Genomic DNA, 18,506 nt, shown 5'->3' on the forward strand with positions numbered 1-18,506 from the left:
ACGGGAGGCCATCGCGGGGCCATCGGACTCCGCAGGCCACGAGAATCAGCGTCGCCGACTAGGATCGGCGAGGTGGTCACCCGTCTGTCGCCCCGCGACGCGATGTACTACTTCCTCGACGATTCGCGGTCGACGACCCACCTCGGGGCTCTGCTGATCGTCGATCCCACGGCGGAACACAACCCCTCGGGCGAGTCTCCCGTCACCGACTCCGACGCCCCGGCCGGTGAGACGCCCCGCGAGTCGACCCTCGACTACGCGTGCCTGGTGTCTCTGGTCGAGAACCGTCTGCAACTCATCCCGCGGTACCGGCAGGTCGTCCGTGAGGTGACCCTCGGGCTGGCGCGCCCGGTGTGGGTCGACGACCCCGACTTCGACATCAATTTCCACATCCGTCGTGCCGGCCTGCCTCGACCGGGCGGCACCGTCGACCTCGACGACCTCGTCGCGCGCGTGATGTCGCGGCCGCTCGACCGCACCCGGCCGCTGTGGGAGATGTACCTCATCGAGGGCCTCGCCGACGGCCGGCTCGCAATCCTCACGAAGTCGCACCGGTGCCTCATCGACGAGGCGGGCAGCCGGGAGATCAGCGAGATCATCTGCGACGGCAGCGAGCAGACCGACACGCTGCCGGAGGAGTTGTGGATGCCGGGCTCGCCACCGGGTGGCACCCACCTCGTGGTCGGTGCTCTCGCCGAGGCGTTCGCGCGTCCGGGAGATCTCGTCGACACAGTGCTGCACGGCAACGGGATCGTCTCTGAGATGCGGTCCGCCGTCGGAACAACCGTGCGACGCGTCGGGGATGTGGTGTCGCAGCTGTCCGACTCCGCGCCGCGCAGTCCACTCAACAACGCGGGCACCACGACCCGGTCGTTCACCACCGTCACGCTGCCGCGGCGCGGGTGCGCGAAGGTCGCCGAACATCACGGCTGCACCATCAACGACGTCGAACTCGCGATCATCTCCGGTGTCATGCGCAGGTGGATGCTCTCGTTCGACCCGGCCGAGGTCCCCGCCGACACCGTGCGCGTCGTCGTCCCGCTGTCCGCGCGCGACCCGGGGGTCGAACACGCGGCAGAGTCGGAACCCGGCTGGATCGGGGTGGGCAGGCCCAGCTTCGTCACCGATCTTCCGGTGGGAGAAAGTAATCCGGCTGTTCGACTGGCCCAGGTGGCCGGGCTCGCCGACCGGTACGCGCAGTCCTCCCGTCGGATGAATCTCGGCCCGAGCCCGCTGTTCCCCGAGTTGGGTGTGGTGCCGTTCCCGGAGTTCAGTTCGCGCGCATTCCGGTCACTGAACAGCCGTGCCTATAACGTGCCGGTGGCGATGGGTACCGCCCCCGTCCCGGACCGGTTCGTGCTCGGCGCGCCGGTGTCTCAGGCGTTCTCGATTCCCACCCTCGTGTCGCAGCGTGCGCTGGCGATCAGCATCGTCGAGTACCGTGACGATCTGCACTTCGCCTTCGTCGCCGACCGCGGGGTCATCGCCGATCTACCGGCGATGGCCGACTACGTGTCCGAGTCCTTCGAAGAGCTGAGCCAGCCCTACCGCGAGCCGACGGGAGCAATTGACGAATGAGGGTGTACCTGCCGGCGACGTTGGCGATCCTGATGCGGCTCAACGCCGACGGCGAGTTCCATCCGCTCGGTGGCACGGGCTTCGCGCTGACGCCCGCGCTGCGCGAGGCCTTCGTCTCCGGCGACGACGAAGAACTGTCCGAGGTCGCCTTGCGCGAGGCGGCGCGCGCGTCGCTCCGCCTGCTCGCCGGGGAGGCCCCGGAGGACGGTGACACCGATGCCGAGGCGGAACTCGCCGCCGACGAGTCGGTCACTGAGTCGGCGGACACCCCGCGTCTTCCGCCTCGGCGGGTGGTGATCGCGGCCGACGTCGAGAACGTGACGCCCCGCCCCGACCTGGACGACGCGGTGGTCAAGGTCTCCGGACCGATCCCGCTGTCGGCGATCGCATCGGTTCACGTCGACGTCGAGGAGGCGGAGCCGAAGGTCCGGGCGGCCGTGGTCGTCATCGACGCCGCCGACATGGGTGACCTCGACGCCGAACTCGCCGTCGGCGATGTCGAGGACTTCGATCTCGCGTGGTACGCAACCCAGGAGCTGCCGTTCCTCCTCGAACTTCTCTGAGCCGGCAGGCCAACCTACGGTTCCGTAGGTTACTGTGTCCCCGACACGCTCCCACGTCGAAGGCGGTTTGTGAGATGGGCTTGCTCGAACGATTCGAGGAACCGGTTTCGGGGGTCGCGGCGCGCAGCCGCGGCTCGCAATGGGTTCGGGCCGCGCTCACCCGGATCACGACCCCGCTTCTCCCCGACGACTATCTCCACCTGGCGAATCCGCTGTGGTCGGCGCGAGAGTTGCGCGGCAAGGTCGTCTCCGTGACCCGGGAGACCGAGGACACCGCGACGATCCGAATCCGGCCGGGGTGGGGCTTCTCCTTCGATTACGCCCCGGGCCAGTACGTCGGCATCGGCGTGCTGATGGAGGGGCGCTGGGCGTGGCGCTCCTATTCGCTCACCTCGACCCCCGACTCATCCGCGGACGACAAGACGATCTCGATCACGGTCAAGGCGATGCCCGAGGGATTCCTGTCGAGCCACCTGGTCAACGGTCTGCAGCCGGGGACCGTCGTTCGTCTCGCGGCGCCGCGCGGCGAATTCGTCCTGCCCGACCCGCTGCCGGAGAAGGTGCTGTTCGTGACCGCGGGAAGTGGTCTCACGCCCATCATCTCGATGCTGCGCACCGTCCGGCACCGCGACCAGCGCTCCGACATCCGGCTCGTCCACTCGACACCGACCCCGGCCGACCTGTTGTTCGCCGACGAGCTCGAGAGCCTGGCGGCCGACGGCATCGTCGATCTGCACGTGCAGTACACGCGATCGGACGGGCAGATCACCCCGGAGGTGTTGCCGTCCCTGTGCGCCGACTGGCGCGAACGTCAGACCTGGGCCTGCGGCCCCGCCGGTTTCCTCGACGGCCTGCAGCGTCTGTACACGGAGGCGCATCTCGCCGACCGGTTGCACATCGAGCGGTTCGCCCTCGAGCGCGGCGTCGTCGGGGCCCAGGGCGGCACCGTCACGTTCTCGCGGTCCGGGAAGTCGGCGGCCGTCGACGGAGCGACCACGTTGCTCGAGGCGGGGGAGTCGGCGGGCGCGATGATGCCCTTCGGATGTCGGATGGGTATCTGTCAGAGCTGTGTGGTCATGCTCGACAAGGGATGTGTGCGCGATCTGCGTTCGGGAGTCGAACATGTCGAGGGCGAACGAATCCAGACCTGTGTCAGCGCCGCGGCGGGGGATTGCACACTCGACGTCTGACCAGGCAGTTCGCCGCGTGCCGCTCGTGCCGACCAGTGACCCGGTAGGGTGAACGACGTGCGTGGTGAGAGGAAACCGGCCCGTGGAAACGCCGGCGAAGGCACCAGTGAGAGCTGAGGCCCCGGTCCCCAGCCCGATCCCCGTCCTGAGTGACGGAGGGGTCACGTTGCGGCCGCACGAGCCCCACGATCTCGATCGGATGGTCGAACTCGCGGCGGATCCGGCCATGATGCGGTGGACCCCGATCCCCGCTCCGTACAGCCGTGCGGCAGCAGAGCGCTTCGCGCTCGACTATGCACCGCGGAGCTGGGCGAACGGCACCCGGATGCTGTGGGCTGTCGAATTCGACGGGCGATTCGTCGGCACCGTCGACATCGAGGGTGAGGGCCCGCTGACGCGGCTCAGCTACGACCTGCATCCCGACGCCCGCGGGTGGGGCGTGATGAAGCGCGCCGTCCTGCTCGCCGTCAACTATGCGTTCGGCGAGGCAGGCAAGGAAGTCGTCCGCTGGACGACCGTGGCCGGCAACATCGACGCGCTGCGGGTGGCCCACTCGTGCGGCTTCCGTCTCGACGCCGCGGTGCAGAACGGCGTCGAGGTCCGCGGTCACATTCGCGACGCCTGGGTGGGATCGCTGCACGCGGACGATCCGCAACACCCGAAAACCGACTGGCGGACAGACGTTTTCGAGACGGAGCGATTCCGTCTCCGGCCGCTCGCGGAGTCCGACGACCCCCGGATCCGGGAGACGCTCGACGACCCGGCGTCGCGCAAGTACCTCTTCGCGCGGCCCGATCCGCTGGAGCTCGAACATGCCGCCGCCGAGCGTCTCCGCAAATGGTGGACCGCAGCGCAGGGCACGACGTGCACGTGGGCCGTGGCCGACCGCGAGACCGACGACTATCTGGGCGACATCACCCTCCTGCACATCGACGAGGTCACCGGAGCCGAGGCGGGTTTCTACACGCACCCGGAGGCGCGTGGGAAAGGTGTTCTCGCCGAAGCGTTCCCGGCTGCGGTTCGATACGCCTTCGACAAGCTGGGATTCCGTCGCCTGACCCTGTTCGCCGCCGACAGCAACGAGGGCAGCAAGAAGCTCGCCCGCAACGCCGGCTTCCGCGAATTCGGCACCCAGAAGCTCGCCGCCCGATCCGACGGCGTCTTCGAGGATCTCGTCGGCTTCGAGTTGTTCTGCGACGACTACGAGGCCCACCGCAACAACTGACCGGACCGCGGCTTTCGTCGACTGTGCGCTGATTTCCGTCGACTGTGCGCCCGGGCGGTCCCACGACGGAGCTCGTTCGCGATCGCCCGAGCTCGTTCTCCACTGTCCGAGCCCAGGTTCGTCACACTCACTGGACACGACGCCGCCGCCAACCTACGCTTGCGTAAGTTACGGAAACGTAGGCGTAGGCAGCGGTCAACAGGCGCACCTCAGCACCCGCGCGACCGACCACCGGCGAAGGGAACCACACACATGGCGATCTCCGACATCCCCGAATACGCACATCTGACCGAATCCGACGTCGCCGCCCTGGGCGCCGAGCTCGACGTGATCCGCGCCGACATCGAAGCCGATCGCGGCGAGCGCGACGCGCGCTACCTGCGGAACACGATCCGATTCCAGCGTGGCCTGGAGATGGCCGGTCGCGTGCTGCTGTTCGGGTCGACCCGGAAGTCGGCCTGGTGGGCGGGTGCCTGCACGCTCGGCGTCGCGAAGATCGTCGAGAACATGGAGCTCGGGCACAACGTGATGCACGGGCAGTGGGACTGGATGAACGATCCGGAGGTGCACAGCACCACCTGGGAGTGGGACAACACCGACCCGTCGGCGCACTGGAAGCACACCCACAACTACATCCATCACAAGTACACGAACGTGCTCGGCATGGACGACGACGTGGGTTACGGTCTCCTGCGCGTCACCCGCGATCAGCGGTGGCGCCCGTTCAATTACGGAAACCTCGTCTACAACACCATTCTCGCGCTGGCGTTCCAGTACGGCGTCGCGGTGCAGCACCTCGAACTCGGCAAGAAGCGCAAGACCCCCGAGGCGCAAGAAGAGTTCCGGCGCAACCGCAACGACGTGCTGTCGAAAATCGGCAAGCAGGTCGCCAAGGACTATCTCGCATACCCGGCGCTGGTCAGCGCCGCGACCGGACACAAGGTCGGGTACGGCCGCGCCTACGCCAAGGCGGCGACCGCGACCGCGCTCGGCAACGTCATCCGCAACGTGTGGAGCAACGCCGTCATCTTCTGCGGGCACTTCCCGGACGGTGCGGAGAAGTTCACCAAGCAGGACATCGACAACGAGACGCAGGCGGAGTGGTACCTGCGGCAGATGCTCGGCAGCGCCAACTTCGACGCGGGGTTCCCGCTCGCCTTCATGAGCGGCAACCTGTCGTACCAGATCGAGCACCACATCTTCCCGGACCTGCCGAGCAACCGGTACGCCGAGATCGCGGTGCGCGTGCGAGCCCTGTGCGACAAGTACGACCTGCCCTACACCTCGGGGCCCTTCCCGGTGCAGTATGCGAAGGCGTGGCGGACGATCGCCAAGCTCTCGCTGCCGGACAAGTACCTGTCGGCGACCGCGGACGATGCTCCCGAGACCGCCTCGGAACGTCGCTTCAAGCAGGGGCTGCCCGAAGGTGCGCGACTGCAGGCGACGATCGACGAGGCGACCGGTGCGCGCCGGGGACTGCGTTCGGCCATCGCGTCGCTTCGCTCCCGGCGGGGCGGTCGGACCATGCCGGGCGCGCTCCGGTCCCGTCGGACCCGGAACGACATCGACGCGTCGGACGTCCGTTCCGACGAGCGGGCCGCTTGATCCGCGCAGGTCAGGCGACCGACAGTCAGCGTGAACGAGGCAGTGGCCCCGGCAGGGGCATAATGAGGCGCAATGGCAATCACTGATATCAACGAGTACGCGCATCTGACCGACGCCGACGTGGAAGCACTCGGCGCCGAGCTCGACGCGCTCCGCCGCGAGATCGAGGCGGACCGCGGCATGCGTGACGTCCGATATCTTCGGCGCACCATCTTCGCGCATCGCGCCCTGGAGGTCGCGGGCCGCGTCGCGCTGCTCGGCAGCCGCTCACGGCCCCTGTGGCTGCTGGGCACCGGGGCGCTCGCACTCTCGAAGATCATCGAGAACATGGAGCTCGGGCACAACGTGATGCACGGGCAGTGGGATTGGATGAACGACCCGGAGGTCCACTCGACCACCTGGGAATGGGACATGGTGTGCGCGTCCCCGCACTGGAAGCACTCCCACAACTACATCCATCACAAGTACACCAACGTCCTGGACATGGACCACGACGTCGGTTACAAGACGCTGCGCGTCACGCGCGACGAACCGTGGAAGCCCAAGCAGCTTCTCCAGCCGGTCACCAACATCCTGCTCGCCGCACTGTTCGAGTGGGGCATCGGCCTGCACGACCTCGACATCAAGGACGCCATCTCGGGCAAGAAGCCCAAAGAGGTCGCCGTCCCGCAGTTGAAGGTCTTCGCGCGCAAGGTCGGCAAGCAGCTCGCCAAGGACTATGTTCTGTTCCCGGCGCTGTCGGGACCGAACTTCACGCACACGCTCACGGCCAACCTCACCGCGAACCTCATCCGCAACGTGTGGGCCTACGTGGTGATCTTCTGCGGCCACTTCCCGGACGGCGCGGAGAAGTTCACCGCGGACACGCTCGAGAACGAGACACAGGGCCAGTGGTACCTGCGGCAGATGCTCGGTACGGCGAACTTCGACGCCGGCCCGGCGATGGCGTTCTTCAGCGGCAACCTCTGCTACCAGATCGAGCACCACCTGTATCCGGACCTGCCGAGCAATCGGTACGCCGAGATCGCGGTGCGCGTGCGGGCACTGTGCGACAAGTACGACCTGCCGTACACCACGGGATCGATTGTGGTGCAGTATCTTCAGACTCTGCGCACCATCAACAAGCTGGCGCTGCCCGACTCGTTCCTGCGCGACACCGCCGACGACGCCCCGGAAACCGCGTCGGAGAAGCGCTTTGCCGGGATGGCTCCCCGCGCGACCGGCCTCAAGACCGCCATCCGCGAGCTGCGCGCCCGTCGTCGTCGGCGGTGACGATCAGTCCGGTCACCCCTCCGGCGTCCGCGGCTCCTCGGCCACATCGCCGTCGCCGCCGCTGACCGCCACCAGGAGGTGGCGCACCGCCATGGCGCGGCGGTACGAGTGACCGGTCAGTTCGTCCAGCCTGCACTCGGGATCCGCCGGTGGGCCCAGATGTGTACAGCCGCGCGGACATTCCTCGATCGCGGCATGTAGGTCGTCGAAGGCGGCGACGATGTCGTCGGGTCCGACGTGTGCGAGTCCGAAGGACCGGATGCCGGGTGTGTCGATGACCCAGCCGCGCGGGCCCGCGTCGTCCGGCAGTGCCAGGGCCACCGACTGGGTGGAGGTGTGCCGGCCCTTGCCGACGCCCGACACCACGCCGGTCGCTCGATAGGCGTCCGGCACAAGGCGATTGACCAGGGTGGACTTGCCCACCCCGGAGTGGCCGATGAACGCGGTGATCCGGCCCCGTAGCGTCGCCAGGATCTCGTCGAGGGGGTCATCACGCCCCGCGCACACCACCGGCAGGTCGAGATCGGCGAATGCGGCGGTGAACTCGGCCGGATCGGCGAGGTCCGACTTGGTCAGACACAGGACAGGGGACAGTCCGCCCACATACGCCGCGGCCAGCGCGCGTTCGACGAAGCCGGTGCGCGGCGGCGGGTCCGCCATGGCGGTCACGATGAGGAGCTGGTCGGCGTTGGCCACCACGATCCGTTCATACGGATCGGAGTCATCTGCGGTGCGTCGCAACACGGTTCGTCGCTCGGCGACGCGCACGATGCGCGACAGCGTGTCCGGCCGTCCGGACAGGTCACCCACGACGGAGACGTCGTCGCCCACGACGATCGGAGTGCGTCCCAGCTCCCGGGCGCGCATCGCGACCACCCGCCGGGCCGGGTCGCCGTCGAGCACCACGCCCCAGCGGCCCCGGTCCACCGACACCACCATGGCCTGCTCGGCGTCGTCATGCGACGGTCGCGTCTTGGTGCGCGGTCGGGTGCCCTTTCCGGGACGAACCCGAACGTCGGATTCGTCGTAGCTCGCCGCGCGGCGACTCAACGGCGCGCCCGTCCTCGACCACTCATGCGCGCCCCAGCATCCGCTGCCACATACCCGGGAAATCGGGCAGCGTCTTGCTCGTCGTCTCGATGTCGGCGACTGTCACGCCGGGTGTGACGAGGCCGATGATCGCGCCCGCGGTGGCCATCCGATGGTCGGCATAGGACTCCCACGTGCCCCCGTGCAACGGTGCGCCCGCGGTGCCGATGATGCGGAGGCCGTCGTCGGTCTCGGCGCACGTCCCGCCCAGGCGGGTGATCTCGGTGGTGAGTGCGGCGAGCCGATCGGTCTCGTGCCCGCGGAGATGCGCGATCCCGGAGAGCACCGACTCCCCGTCGGCCAGTGCGCACAGTGCGGCGATCGTGGGGGTGAGTTCGCCGATGTCGCGGAGGTCGAGGTCGACCGCCTTGAGCACCCCGGGTCCGTTGACCGACAGCGTTCCGTCGAGATGTTCGACGGCACAACCCATCCCGGCCAGGACGTCCGCGATGCGCGCGCCCGGCTGGGTGGTCACCGCCGGCCAGTACGGCACCCGAACGGTGCCGCCGGTGACGGCCGCCGCGGCGAGGAATGCGGCCGCATTCGACAGATCGGGTTCGACGGTCCAGTCGACGGCCGCGATGGGTCCGGGCGCGACACTCCAGACGTTGGGGACACAGGTGTCGACGACGACGCCGGCCGTCGCCAGCATCTCCACCGTCATGTCGATGTGCGGGGTCGACGGGACGGGTGGTCCGTCATGCCGGATCACGACGCCGGCGTCGAATCGCGCCGCCGACAACAGGAGTCCGGACACGAACTGCGAGGATCCGGACGCATCGATGGTGACCTCGCCGCCCGGGACGGAACCTTTGCCGTCGATGGTGAAGGGCAGCCGATCGCCGTCGACGGCGACACCGAGCCCGCGCAGGGCGTCGAGGATCGTCGTCTGCGGCCGTTCGCGCGCATGGGGATCGCCGTCGAAGAGCACGCGACCGGTGGCCAGGGCGGCGGCCGGGGGCAGGAAACGCATCACGGTCCCGGCGAGGCCGCAATCCACCGCGGCGCCGTGGAGTGGTCCGGGCAGGACGGACACCGTGGTCTCGCTCGCGGGGTCGATCCGGATCTCGGTGCCGAGTGCCTCGAGCGCGGCGAGCATCAGGTTGGTGTCGCGACTCCGAAGGGTTCCGCGGACGGTCGACGGTCCGTCGGCGAGGGCGGCGAGGACGAGTGCGCGGTTGGTGATCGACTTGGAACCCGGCAACTCCACGGTCGCATCGAGGCCGCCTCCGGCGGGGGCATCGAGGCCGCTTCCGCTGGGCGCATCGTGTCCACCGGTGACGGTCGGCGCGTTCCAGGAACTCATGGCGTCCAGTCTGTCATGGTGCGTCCACGTCCTCGGCCACCGATCGGACCGGTGTCCGTGTCTACCGGGTGTCCTTGCGCAACGGATGATCGGCGGGGATCTGGACGACGATGAGGGTGCGGCCGTCCGGGTCGGTCGCGTGCATCTCGATCAGACCCCAGGGCTCGGTACGCGGCTCGCGGGTCACGGGAACCCCGCTCTCGCGGAACTCGATGGCGACCGCCTCGGCGTCCCGGACCTGCAGCCAGAGAACCGAATCGCTCGCCGGGGCGGGCGCGTCGGTCTTCATGTGCGACGAGATCTCGATGAGCCCGTTGCCGGCGAAGAACACCACGCCGCCCGGATACTCGCGATGGATCGGCAGCCCGAGCCGGTCGCGGTAGAACGACTGCAGGCGTTCGGGATCGGCCGAGAGCAGGAGCACCCGGCTGGACAGCACCTCCATCTACTGCCCCTCGGTCGTTCCGGCGGAACCGCCGAGCGCGTGACCGCGGTTGACATCGCTGCCGTGGCTGGCCGCGTCGTAGGCCGCGCGTTCGCGGGCCAGGCGGTCGGTCTCACCGATCGGCGCCGAATCGCCGAAGGCGAACGCGGAGTCATGTGGCCATTCGTGCGGCACGTCGGGGTCGATGATGCGCCCGTCGTCGTCTGCCGGCTCGGGGTCGTGTCTGGGGGACATGGGCTCCACGATAGGCCGAACCGGTGCGAGCGCGCCGGGACTCGAGGGACGGACACCGTTGCGCGATCGTGCGGTCGTCGCAGTACAACCGCAAGGTCGCGGGCCTAGCGTTGTCGTGGGCCGGGGGATTCGCATGCGATCACCGGGAGGGATCATGACCAGCACCGAGCACCGGACCGAACACCGCGCCTTCGCCGAACCCGACGAGGTCCGCACCTTCGGACACGGCCAGATCGAAGTACTCAACGTGGGGCACTCGGACATCGGCCGGATGACCCTGCAGCCCGGCTGGCGATGGTCGGTCGACGTCAAACCGATGGCCGGCACCGAACTCTGCGAGGCGCCGCACTTCCAGTACCACGCCGCCGGTGTCCTACACGTCGTGATGGCGGACGGAACCGAGTTCGACGCGGGACCCGGCGAGATCACCTCGCTGCCCTCCGGCCACGACGCCTGGGTGGTCGGCGACGACCCCGTGGTCCTCGTGGACTTCTACGGCGCCAGCAACTACGCGAAACAGCACGGGTGAGGTCCGCGACCGGGTGAGTCCATCCGGTCAGGACCCGCGACGAGAGAATCCACCCGAGGTGTAACCGTCCCAGGTGTCGAAGAGTCGCAACACCTTCGGGTCGCCGAGGCCCTTGATGTGATCGGCCAGGTCTTTGGGCGTCGCCGGGTTGGTGACGATGAACGGGTGCAGCGACGCGTCGTGGTCGGCCAGATAACGGAGGGTGTCGGCCGGGGTGTCGGGGTCGGCGGCCGCCAGTGCGTCGCGCGGGTCGAAGGCGGCGGCGCGCACACCGTCCGCGCCGGAGAGATCGGTCGATCCGCCCGGGGCGCCGACCACCGCGATGTCCCCGGTGTTGTGGTAGTCGACCGGGTCGGCGGAGACGCTCCGGGTGTTCAACAGGAGGTTCAGCACGATCGCGGTGAGGGCGCCGGCCGAGATCCCCGAGTGGAAGATGGTCTGGAACCAGTCGGGGAACTGTGAGTAGAGATCCAGGACCACGTCGACCGGCGCCTCACCGAGTTCGCGATCGGTGTAGTAGATCTTCGCCTCGGTCAGCATCGCCACACCGACCGAGATCGCGACGACCAGGATGTTGGTGTTGTTCAGCTTCGCCTTGGCGAGCGTCCGGATGCCGCTGGCCGCGACCATGCCGAACAGGGCGACGCCGGCCCCACCCAGGACGGGCAGCGGGATGCCCTCGATGACGGCCGCCATCTTGGGCAGGAGGCCCAGGACGACCAGGATGACGCCCGCGCACGTCGCGACGTGCCGGGTCTTGACGCCGGTGATCGCGACCAGGCCGACGTTCTGCGCGAACGCCGTGTACGGGAAGGTGTTGAACACGCCGCCGAGCGCGGTGCCCAGACCGTCGGCGCGCATGCCGTCGGCCAGCTTGCGCGGGGTGATCTTCTTGTCCACGATCTCGCCGACGGCGACGATGTCACCGGTGGTCTCGGTCATGATCACGACCCCGACGATGATCATCGAGATGATCGCGCTGACCTCGAAGGTGGGCGCGCCGAACTGAAACGGCTGGGGGATGCCGACCCACGGATACTCGCCGACCTGATCCCAGTGCGTCATCCCGAACGGGATCGAGATGACCGTGCCGATCGCGAGACCGAGCAGGATCGACACCCGGCGGATCGCGGCGGGGGCGAAGCGTTCGATGCCGACGATGACGGCGAGCGTCAGGAATCCGAAGGCGATGTTCTTCGGGTCGCCGAAGTCGGGACCCGCGGCGGTGCCGCCACCGAACCAGCCTGCCGCCACCCGCATCAGAGACACGCCGATGATGAGGATGATCGTCCCGGTGACCAGTGGTGGGAAGAACCGGATCAGTTTCCCGACGATCGGCGCGACCGCGATCATGAACACACCGCAGGCGATCACCGAACCGTAGATGGCGGTGATCCCATACGACGTCCCGATCGTGATCATCGGTCCGACGGCGGCGAAGGTGACGCCCTGCATGAGCGGGAGGCGGACGCCGAACCGCCAGAAGCCCACGGCCTGCAGGATCGTCGCGATCCCGGCGACGAACAGGTCGGCCATGATCAGGTGCACGATGTCGCCCTGCTCGAGCTGTCCGGCACCCACCATCGCGCCGCCGACGATGAGAGGTACCGCGACGGCTCCGGCGTACATGGCCAGGACGTGCTGCAGGCCGAGTGGGAAGAGGCGGACGAACGGCGGGATCTCGTCCACCGGGTGTGCGGCGGCCCTCCCGTTCCGGACGACATCGAGAATCGACATGGTCAGAGTTCTACGGTTCCCACGTTTCGGCGACTGTGCAGACGTATGTCCGCGAGGTTTCCGCCAAGATGTATCCGTGACCTCCACCTCGTCCCGCCGCAGCGCGGGAATCCTGCTCTATCGCCGAACGTCGGCGGACGGCGCCGACACCGGTGTCGAGGTCCTGCTCGTGTTCCCCGGTGGTCCGATCTGGGCGCGCAAGCCCGACGTCGGGTCGTGGTCGCTGCCCAAGGGCCTCGTCGAACCGGGAGAGGACGAGTGGTCCGCCGCCCGGCGTGAATACGCCGAGGAGATCGGCAGCCCGGTTCCGGACGGCCCGCCGATCGAACTCGGCGAGGTCACCCTGAAGAGCGGCAAGCGCGTGACCGGGTTCGCCGTGGAAGGCGACCTCGACGTGGCGACGGTCGTCAGCAACACCTTCGATCTGATGTGGCCGCCGCGCTCCGGCCGGATGCAGGCGTTCCCCGAGATCGATCGCGCCGAGTGGTGCTCGACCGATCTCGCGCGGACCAGGCTGAACCCCGCTCAGGCGCCGTTCGTCGACCGGCTGCTCGAGGCGCTGTCGCCGAGCAGGTAGACGCGGGTGAGGTCGCGCCACAGCGGGAGGTGTGGATCGGTCAGCGGGTCGCGACGGTCGATGAGGTAGGTGGTCGCCGCGCCGCGCATGCTGGTCAGGAGCAGCGGATAGAGGTCGGCGTAGCGTGGCGACGCGGTCAGCTCGGGACCGAGGAAACCGGCCACTGCGCGGCGCACGGTCTGTCCGATCTCCCGCTCGGTCGGCAGGAGGGCCGTCCGCAGGTTGGTGTTCGTCCGCGCCGCGACCCACAGCTCCATCGACGCCACGAAGTACGGCTGGTGGAACGTCGACCACCCGACATCGGTCGCGAGCGCGATGCGCTGGATCGGGTCGGCAGGCCAGTCCACGCGGCTGGGCAGTTCGGCGATGCGGGTCCGGGCGAGGTGTCCGACCGCCGCCATCAGCAGCACGTCGCGCGAGGGGTAGTGGTGCAACAACCGGCCGCGGCTGACGCCCGCCTCGTTCTGGATCGCCACAGTGCTCGCCGCGGCGTATCCGCGGTCGACGAGGACGCGGATCGCGGCGTCGAGGATGCGGGTCTGGGTGACCCCGCTGCGTTGCTGCCGCGCCCGCCGGGCGGCGCCGGGAGAGGTGGTCACGGAGGCATCGTAGTTCGGCGCGGCGCGGATCATCGACGCGTCACACGTCGAGGATGTGGGGGAGTCCCGCCCGGTAGCGGTCGCGGTCGATCTGCTTCAGCGGTTCGAGCATCGGCAGTTCCCAGAGCGGGAACACGGTCGCCGCGCGGGCGGGACTGTCGGCGGCCGCGATGATCGCGTTGGTCACCCGGCGCCCGGATTCGTTGGCGCCCTCCATCGTGGCGAGGTCGATGTTGCTCCGGACGTGGTCGCCACCGATGAACAGATTCGGAATGGACGTGTGGGCGTGCGGCCGGTTCTTGTACGAGCCGGCCGTGTTGACCATGAGCGGGGTGGCGTTGGCGATGGACGGCGACCAGGAGATCCCGGGGTCGAGGGACCAGGTGACGATCTCCTCCGAGCGCAGGAGTTTGCGAGCCCCGGAGTTCATCGCGCGGCTCATCTGCGCCCACACCTCGCGTGCGATCTCCTGCCGGGTGCACTGTTTGGCGGGCTTGCCATAGAGGATGCCCGGCTTCTCCCATTCCGAGATGTCCATGGACAGACAGTCTTTCACGCGTCCGTCCCCGTAGGTACGCCCGAAGTCGACGTTCCACGGCCGCGCCTGGAACAGGCCGGTCAGCGCCCACGGGGTTCCCAGCGCGGCGATGTGACTCGGCGGCATGTCGGCGCGGCGGGAGAGGAAGTACTGGATGCCGACCATCCAGTCGTCCTTGAGCGCATGGAGACCGGCCAGCGACGGATCGGCGTCGACCAGTTCGGGCGACAGCAGCGGACGGAGCCGGTCGATCGGCATCGCGGCGACGTACCAGTCGGCATCCACCGACGCACCCGAGCTCACTTGCGCCCCGGTGATGCGGCCGCCGGCGAGGTTCAATCGCGTGAGGCCGGTCCCCATCTCGAAGCGCACCCCGCGGCCGCGGAGGTGGGCGACCCAGGGGTCGATCCATGCATGGTTGGTGGGACGGTTGAGGATTCGGTCGACACCGCCGTGCACGAGCCCGGCGTCGTAGCCGCTGATGAGTCCGGTCGCCGAGGTGGCCAGTGCCAAGCCGATCTGACCGATGGTGCGTGCCGACGCGGTGTCGGGTTTGGCCGCGACGAGCGCCCGCGTGAGCGCGCCCACGAGGTATCGCTGATAGGCGCGGGACTTGCCCTTGGATTTCACGAACTGCATCCAAGACTGGTTCTCCCACTGCCCGATCCGACGCTCGGTGCAACTCGTCGCGATGATCAGTTCGCGGGTGACGAAGAACGCCAGCTCGGGCGGTGGGACGTCGACGACGAACTTGAGTCCGGTCATGAACGCGTTGCGCAGATTGTCGAGCGTCACGATCTCGTTCGCATGCTGGACAAAGCCCATGATCGATGCCGGGGCCGTGGTCGGGGCGTACCCGGCGTCGTCGAAGGCGATGACCGCGGACTCGACGTTGATGAGATGCCGGTCACGAACATTGCTGCCACCGACGGGAATTCGTTCCATGGTGTCGGGCACGTGCTGATAGCAGCCGGGGAAGAAGCGGAAGCCGTGTTCGCCGGGGAGCGCGAGGCGGCCGCCCTGCGCGGTGCCCGGGACGTCGTGGCTGTAGGCTTTGCCGCCGAGTCGCGACGGCTCGTAGACGGTGACGGTGAAACCGCGCTCGACGAGTTCATGCGCCGCGGACAGGCCGGCCATCCCGCCGCCGAAGATCGCCACGTCGCGTCCGCGGCCGGCGCCGTGGCGGGGCACCGCCCGTGCGGAGGGAACGGCGATCCCCGGCAACGCCACCGCGGTCCCGGCGAGCACGGCAGCGGCAGCCGAGCCGCGCAGCACGGATCGGCGTGGAAAACCGTTCGGCGAGTTCACTTTCGAGTTGGTTTTGGTGTCCGACATCCCCACGACCCCTTCGTCGATACGATCGCCGCCGACCGAGAACAGTCAGCATTGACTCATCTGGTGTGATGTCTACCACAGCACGAAGCGGGGTCGGACGGTTTTGGAAAATCGTCTCAGGGTCGGTGCGCGGCTCGTGGGGCGTGGGCCTACGACGGCTCGCGGCCGGTGAGGGTGCGCTGCCGGAAATACTCGTACAGGCCGTCGAAGACGGCATCCGCGACCTGAAGCGTCCGGGCGTCGTCGCCGGAGAGTGACAACCCGCGCAGGACGACGTCGAGTCCCGGCGCCTCCGGGGCGTCGTATCGACCGTCCTCGATGTCGGCCTCGTGAACGATCTCGGCGATCGCCCACAGAACGGGGTCGCCCAGATCGTGTATGCGGAGGATGGTCTCGAACGTACAGTCGCCGTCGTGATGGCCCAGCTCGACCCCGCGCATGTCGAAAGGTGTGGCATCCGAGGGGATTTCGGAGGCACTCGTGACGAACACGAACTCTGCCGCGGGGTCGATGTAGCGGCGGATGAGCCATGCGCAGGCGGCCCGGTCGATGTGTACGCCGACGCGCGTCGCCCACCTCATGACGGCCGCGCGGGTTCGGTGTCGGCGATCTGGTCGGCCAGTGTGCGGAGCGCTTGCCGGGCCGTCTCCCGGGACTCGGTCGGGAAGTGGTCCCGACGGGTGATCTCGCGGAGCCGGCGACGCAGCGCGCCGAGCTGTTTGGCGGGATCGGCGTGCTCCAGCGCGTATTGTGCCTCGGCCACGATGTCGGCATATTCGGCGCCGCGCGCGAGTTCGAGTTCGGTCCGAATTCGCTCGCACTCGGACGGATTGGTGGGCGCGGCCTCCCAGACCTCGCCCGAACCCCCGGCGCTGACCGCGTCCTCGGCCACCCATTCGAGCTGCTCGCGCGTTCGGGGGCTCGCGGGCAGCAGCACCACCCCGTCGGTCAGTTGGTACGCGCCGTACTTGCGGAGCTTGCGCCAGATGGCAATCCGCGGGGTCGACGGTTCTCGTGGCACCCGGTACACGAGCATCACCCAGTCTTCGGCCATCGAGCACCCCCTCGCCTTGCCATCAGATCATGCGCCTGCCATCGATGTCGTGACCCGTCGATCACCATGCGTTCAACCCTGGACAACATGATTGTAACCGTGGTTGCATCTGCTGGGTTGGCGCACACACGCGGCGCCGAAGGCACGCGGTAGGTGAGAAGGGTTGGGTGGGCGATGTCGGAGAGATCCGGTGTGTCCGGAGGGTCTGACGCCTCGAGGCGTCCGGAGGCGCCACCGGAAGCGGGCCCTCAGGTCGACCCGTCGGCAGGAGTGTCGCTCCGAGCCGCGACGCGGGCGTGGTTCCTGATCTCCCTACAGACCTTCGGGGGTCCCGCGGGACAGATCGCGGTGATGCAGCGGGCGCTGGTCGACGATCGACGCTGGATCGGTCAGCGTCGATTCCTGCACGCATTGAACTACTGCATGCTGCTGCCCGGCCCGGAGGCGCAGCAGCTCGCCATCTACGTCGGCTGGCTGCTCAACGGCACCGCCGGGGGGCTGATCGCCGGCATCCTCTTCGTCCTCCCGGGCGCGATCGCGATCCTGGGACTGTCGGCGATCTACGTCGCCTTCGGGGCGACCACCATCGTGGCCGGGTTGTTCGCCGGTATCGGACCGGCGGTGCTGGCCATCGTGGCCCAGGCGGTCACCCGGGTCAGCAAGCGGGCGCTGCACGGCCCGTTGCACATCGGGATCGCGGTGGCCGCCTTCATCGCGCTCGCGGTGTTCGCCGTGCCCTTTCCGATCGTCATCGTCGTGGCCGGTGTCATCGGCTGGCTGACCGGGCGCCATCGGGTCGGCACCGGCGGAGAAGTGGCCGACTCAGAACCGTCCGACGAGGGCCCTGCGCCGGTCATCGCCGACGACGCGATCCACACGGCCTCCCCGTCGTGGCGGCGCGCCGGGATCGTGCTCGGGCTCGGTGTCCTGGCCTGGGTCGTCCCGATGGGCATCGTCGTGGCGACCACCGGGACGGGCAGTGTGTTCACCCAGCAGGGCACGTTCTTCACCTGGACCGCGCTGATCACCTTCGGCGGTGCCTATGCCGTCCTGGCCTACATCGCCCAGCAGGCGGTCGACGTCTACGGCTGGGTGAGCCCCGGCGAGATGGTGCGCGGGCTGGGACTCGCCGAGACGACGCCCGGCCCGCTCATCATGGTCGTCCAGTTCGTCGCGTTCCTCGGCGCCTACCGCGATCCCGGGGGACTGGATCCCTGGGTCGCGGCGACGATCGGCGCGCTGTTGACCACCTGGGTCACCTTCGTGCCGAGTTTCGTGTTCATCTTTCTCGGGGCGCCGTTCATCGAGAAGCTGCGCAACAACCGGCATCTGACGTCCGCGCTGAACGGTGTCACCGCGGCGGTGGTCGGTGTGATCGCGAATCTCGCGCTCTACTTCGCCCTGCACACGCTTTTCCGCGACACCACGGTCGTCACCGCCGGACCGTTGCACCTCGCGGTCCCACACCTGGACACCCTGCGGCCGCTCGCGGTGGTGATCACCGTGATCGCCTTCGTCCTGATCTACCCGCTCAAGCAGTCCGTGCTCCGCACCCTGGCCGTCTGCGCGGTGCTCGGATTGCTCGCCGCGGCAGTCGGTCTGCCGCTGACCTGACCGAGCCCGACCTGCT

The 18,506-nt window shown here is 68.5% G+C and carries 18 protein-coding genes; 9 read left to right on the forward strand and 9 right to left on the reverse strand.

Annotation, left to right across the window (positions count from 1 at the left end; genetic code table 11):
* The first annotated feature begins 72 nt into the window (after positions 1–72).
* The 6 genes from AB4Z55_RS09535 to AB4Z55_RS09560 all read left to right on the forward strand — a co-directional run bounded on the left by AB4Z55_RS09535 (position 73) and on the right by AB4Z55_RS09560 (position 7,433).
* Positions 73–1,578, forward strand: a complete 1,506-nt coding sequence (locus AB4Z55_RS09535; protein WP_369519615.1) for a wax ester/triacylglycerol synthase domain-containing protein — start codon at positions 73–75, stop codon at positions 1,576–1,578.
* Entirely contained in the window at positions 1,575–2,141 is a 567-nt protein-coding gene (locus tag AB4Z55_RS09540; protein WP_004023505.1) for a hypothetical protein, read from the forward strand. The genes AB4Z55_RS09535 and AB4Z55_RS09540 overlap by 4 nt, the downstream gene beginning before the upstream one ends.
* 74 nt (positions 2,142–2,215) lie before the next feature.
* Positions 2,216–3,331 carry a ferredoxin reductase gene (locus tag AB4Z55_RS09545; protein WP_369519616.1) on the forward strand — a complete coding sequence of 372 codons (1,116 nt, stop codon included), beginning with the start codon at positions 2,216–2,218 and terminating at the stop codon, positions 3,329–3,331.
* 106 nt (positions 3,332–3,437) lie between these two features.
* A complete protein-coding gene (locus tag AB4Z55_RS09550; RefSeq protein ID WP_354562948.1) occupies positions 3,438–4,556 on the forward strand; it encodes a GNAT family N-acetyltransferase in 1,119 nt (372 codons plus the stop codon).
* 252 nt (positions 4,557–4,808) lie between these two features.
* Positions 4,809–6,161 carry a fatty acid desaturase gene (locus AB4Z55_RS09555; protein ID WP_369519617.1) on the forward strand — a complete coding sequence of 451 codons (1,353 nt, stop codon included), beginning with the start codon at positions 4,809–4,811 and terminating at the stop codon, positions 6,159–6,161.
* Positions 6,162–6,233: 72 nt separating this feature from the next.
* A complete protein-coding gene (locus AB4Z55_RS09560) occupies positions 6,234–7,433 on the forward strand; it encodes an acyl-CoA desaturase (RefSeq protein ID WP_239399326.1) in 1,200 nt (399 codons plus the stop codon).
* Between the two features lie 12 nt (positions 7,434–7,445).
* Here the strand turns inward: AB4Z55_RS09560 and rsgA are convergent, their stop codons facing one another.
* From rsgA to AB4Z55_RS09580, 4 genes are all read right to left on the reverse strand, one after another.
* Positions 7,446–8,483 (reverse strand): ribosome small subunit-dependent GTPase A, encoded by a 1,038-nt coding sequence (gene rsgA, locus AB4Z55_RS09565; protein WP_239399324.1) that lies wholly within the window; start codon positions 8,481–8,483, stop codon positions 7,446–7,448.
* A gap of 22 nt (positions 8,484–8,505) precedes the next feature.
* Positions 8,506–9,828 (reverse strand): 3-phosphoshikimate 1-carboxyvinyltransferase, encoded by a 1,323-nt coding sequence (aroA, locus tag AB4Z55_RS09570; protein ID WP_369519618.1) that lies wholly within the window; start codon positions 9,826–9,828, stop codon positions 8,506–8,508.
* 61 nt (positions 9,829–9,889) lie between these two features.
* Positions 9,890–10,273: a VOC family protein gene (locus AB4Z55_RS09575; protein WP_101820574.1), complete on the reverse strand. Its 384-nt coding sequence runs from the start codon at positions 10,271–10,273 to the stop codon at positions 9,890–9,892.
* Positions 10,274–10,507, reverse strand: a complete 234-nt coding sequence (locus AB4Z55_RS09580; protein WP_239399318.1) for a hypothetical protein — start codon at positions 10,505–10,507, stop codon at positions 10,274–10,276.
* A gap of 154 nt (positions 10,508–10,661) precedes the next feature.
* On the opposite strand from AB4Z55_RS09580, the gene AB4Z55_RS09585 reads away from it, so the two are divergent.
* Positions 10,662–11,036 carry a cupin domain-containing protein gene (locus AB4Z55_RS09585; RefSeq protein WP_004023496.1) on the forward strand — a complete coding sequence of 125 codons (375 nt, stop codon included), beginning with the start codon at positions 10,662–10,664 and terminating at the stop codon, positions 11,034–11,036.
* 27 nt (positions 11,037–11,063) lie between these two features.
* Here AB4Z55_RS09585 and AB4Z55_RS09590 read toward each other — a convergent pair whose 3' ends face one another.
* Positions 11,064–12,773 carry a nucleobase:cation symporter-2 family protein gene (locus AB4Z55_RS09590; protein WP_248643234.1) on the reverse strand — a complete coding sequence of 570 codons (1,710 nt, stop codon included), beginning with the start codon at positions 12,771–12,773 and terminating at the stop codon, positions 11,064–11,066.
* Positions 12,774–12,849: 76 nt separating this feature from the next.
* Between AB4Z55_RS09590 and AB4Z55_RS09595 the strand changes: the two genes are divergently transcribed.
* Entirely contained in the window at positions 12,850–13,350 is a 501-nt protein-coding gene (locus AB4Z55_RS09595; RefSeq protein ID WP_369519619.1) for an NUDIX domain-containing protein, read from the forward strand.
* Here AB4Z55_RS09595 and AB4Z55_RS09600 read toward each other — a convergent pair.
* The 4 genes from AB4Z55_RS09600 to AB4Z55_RS09615 form a co-directional block, all read right to left on the reverse strand.
* Positions 13,299–13,949 carry a TetR/AcrR family transcriptional regulator gene (locus AB4Z55_RS09600; RefSeq protein ID WP_033205172.1) on the reverse strand — a complete coding sequence of 217 codons (651 nt, stop codon included), beginning with the start codon at positions 13,947–13,949 and terminating at the stop codon, positions 13,299–13,301. The two genes, AB4Z55_RS09595 and AB4Z55_RS09600, sit on opposite strands and share 52 nt — an antisense overlap.
* Before the next feature lie 40 nt (positions 13,950–13,989).
* Complete coding sequence (locus AB4Z55_RS09605; protein WP_369519620.1) at positions 13,990–15,822, reverse strand: FAD-dependent oxidoreductase; 1,833 nt, start codon at positions 15,820–15,822, stop codon at positions 13,990–13,992.
* Positions 15,823–15,971: 149 nt separating this feature from the next.
* A complete protein-coding gene (locus AB4Z55_RS09610; RefSeq protein ID WP_064570885.1) occupies positions 15,972–16,403 on the reverse strand; it encodes a chromate resistance protein ChrB domain-containing protein in 432 nt (143 codons plus the stop codon).
* Positions 16,400–16,876: a Chromate resistance protein ChrB gene (locus AB4Z55_RS09615; RefSeq protein WP_239399310.1), complete on the reverse strand. Its 477-nt coding sequence runs from the start codon at positions 16,874–16,876 to the stop codon at positions 16,400–16,402. The genes AB4Z55_RS09610 and AB4Z55_RS09615 overlap by 4 nt, the downstream gene beginning before the upstream one ends.
* Positions 16,877–17,050: 174 nt before the next feature.
* Between AB4Z55_RS09615 and chrA the strand changes: the two genes are divergently transcribed.
* Positions 17,051–18,490 (forward strand): chromate efflux transporter, encoded by a 1,440-nt coding sequence (gene chrA, locus AB4Z55_RS09620; protein ID WP_354562935.1) that lies wholly within the window; start codon positions 17,051–17,053, stop codon positions 18,488–18,490.
* The last annotated feature ends 16 nt before the right edge of the window (positions 18,491–18,506 follow it).

The sequence above is a fragment of the Gordonia sp. ABKF26 genome (genome assembly GCF_041103195.1).
GTDB classification, from domain to species: Bacteria; Actinomycetota; Actinomycetes; order Mycobacteriales; family Mycobacteriaceae; genus Gordonia; species Gordonia terrae.

Coding starts and splice junctions, on each gene's coding strand:
- AB4Z55_RS09540 (WP_004023505.1), top strand. CDS start 1,575: ATGAGGGTGTACCTGCCGGCGACGTTGGCGATCCTGATGCGGCTCAAC.
- AB4Z55_RS09545 (WP_369519616.1), top strand. CDS start 2,216: ATGGGCTTGCTCGAACGATTCGAGGAACCGGTTTCGGGGGTCGCGGCG.
- AB4Z55_RS09555 (WP_369519617.1), top strand. CDS start 4,809: ATGGCGATCTCCGACATCCCCGAATACGCACATCTGACCGAATCCGAC.
- AB4Z55_RS09560 (WP_239399326.1), top strand. CDS start 6,234: ATGGCAATCACTGATATCAACGAGTACGCGCATCTGACCGACGCCGAC.
- aroA (WP_369519618.1), bottom strand. CDS start 9,828: ATGAGTTCCTGGAACGCGCCGACCGTCACCGGTGGACACGATGCGCCC.
- AB4Z55_RS09575 (WP_101820574.1), bottom strand. CDS start 10,273: ATGGAGGTGCTGTCCAGCCGGGTGCTCCTGCTCTCGGCCGATCCCGAA.
- AB4Z55_RS09580 (WP_239399318.1), bottom strand. CDS start 10,507: ATGTCCCCCAGACACGACCCCGAGCCGGCAGACGACGACGGGCGCATC.
- AB4Z55_RS09585 (WP_004023496.1), top strand. CDS start 10,662: ATGACCAGCACCGAGCACCGGACCGAACACCGCGCCTTCGCCGAACCC.
- AB4Z55_RS09590 (WP_248643234.1), bottom strand. CDS start 12,773: ATGTCGATTCTCGATGTCGTCCGGAACGGGAGGGCCGCCGCACACCCG.
- AB4Z55_RS09605 (WP_369519620.1), bottom strand. CDS start 15,822: ATGTCGGACACCAAAACCAACTCGAAAGTGAACTCGCCGAACGGTTTT.
- AB4Z55_RS09610 (WP_064570885.1), bottom strand. CDS start 16,403: ATGAGGTGGGCGACGCGCGTCGGCGTACACATCGACCGGGCCGCCTGC.
- AB4Z55_RS09615 (WP_239399310.1), bottom strand. CDS start 16,876: ATGGCCGAAGACTGGGTGATGCTCGTGTACCGGGTGCCACGAGAACCG.
- chrA (WP_354562935.1), top strand. CDS start 17,051: ATGTCGGAGAGATCCGGTGTGTCCGGAGGGTCTGACGCCTCGAGGCGT.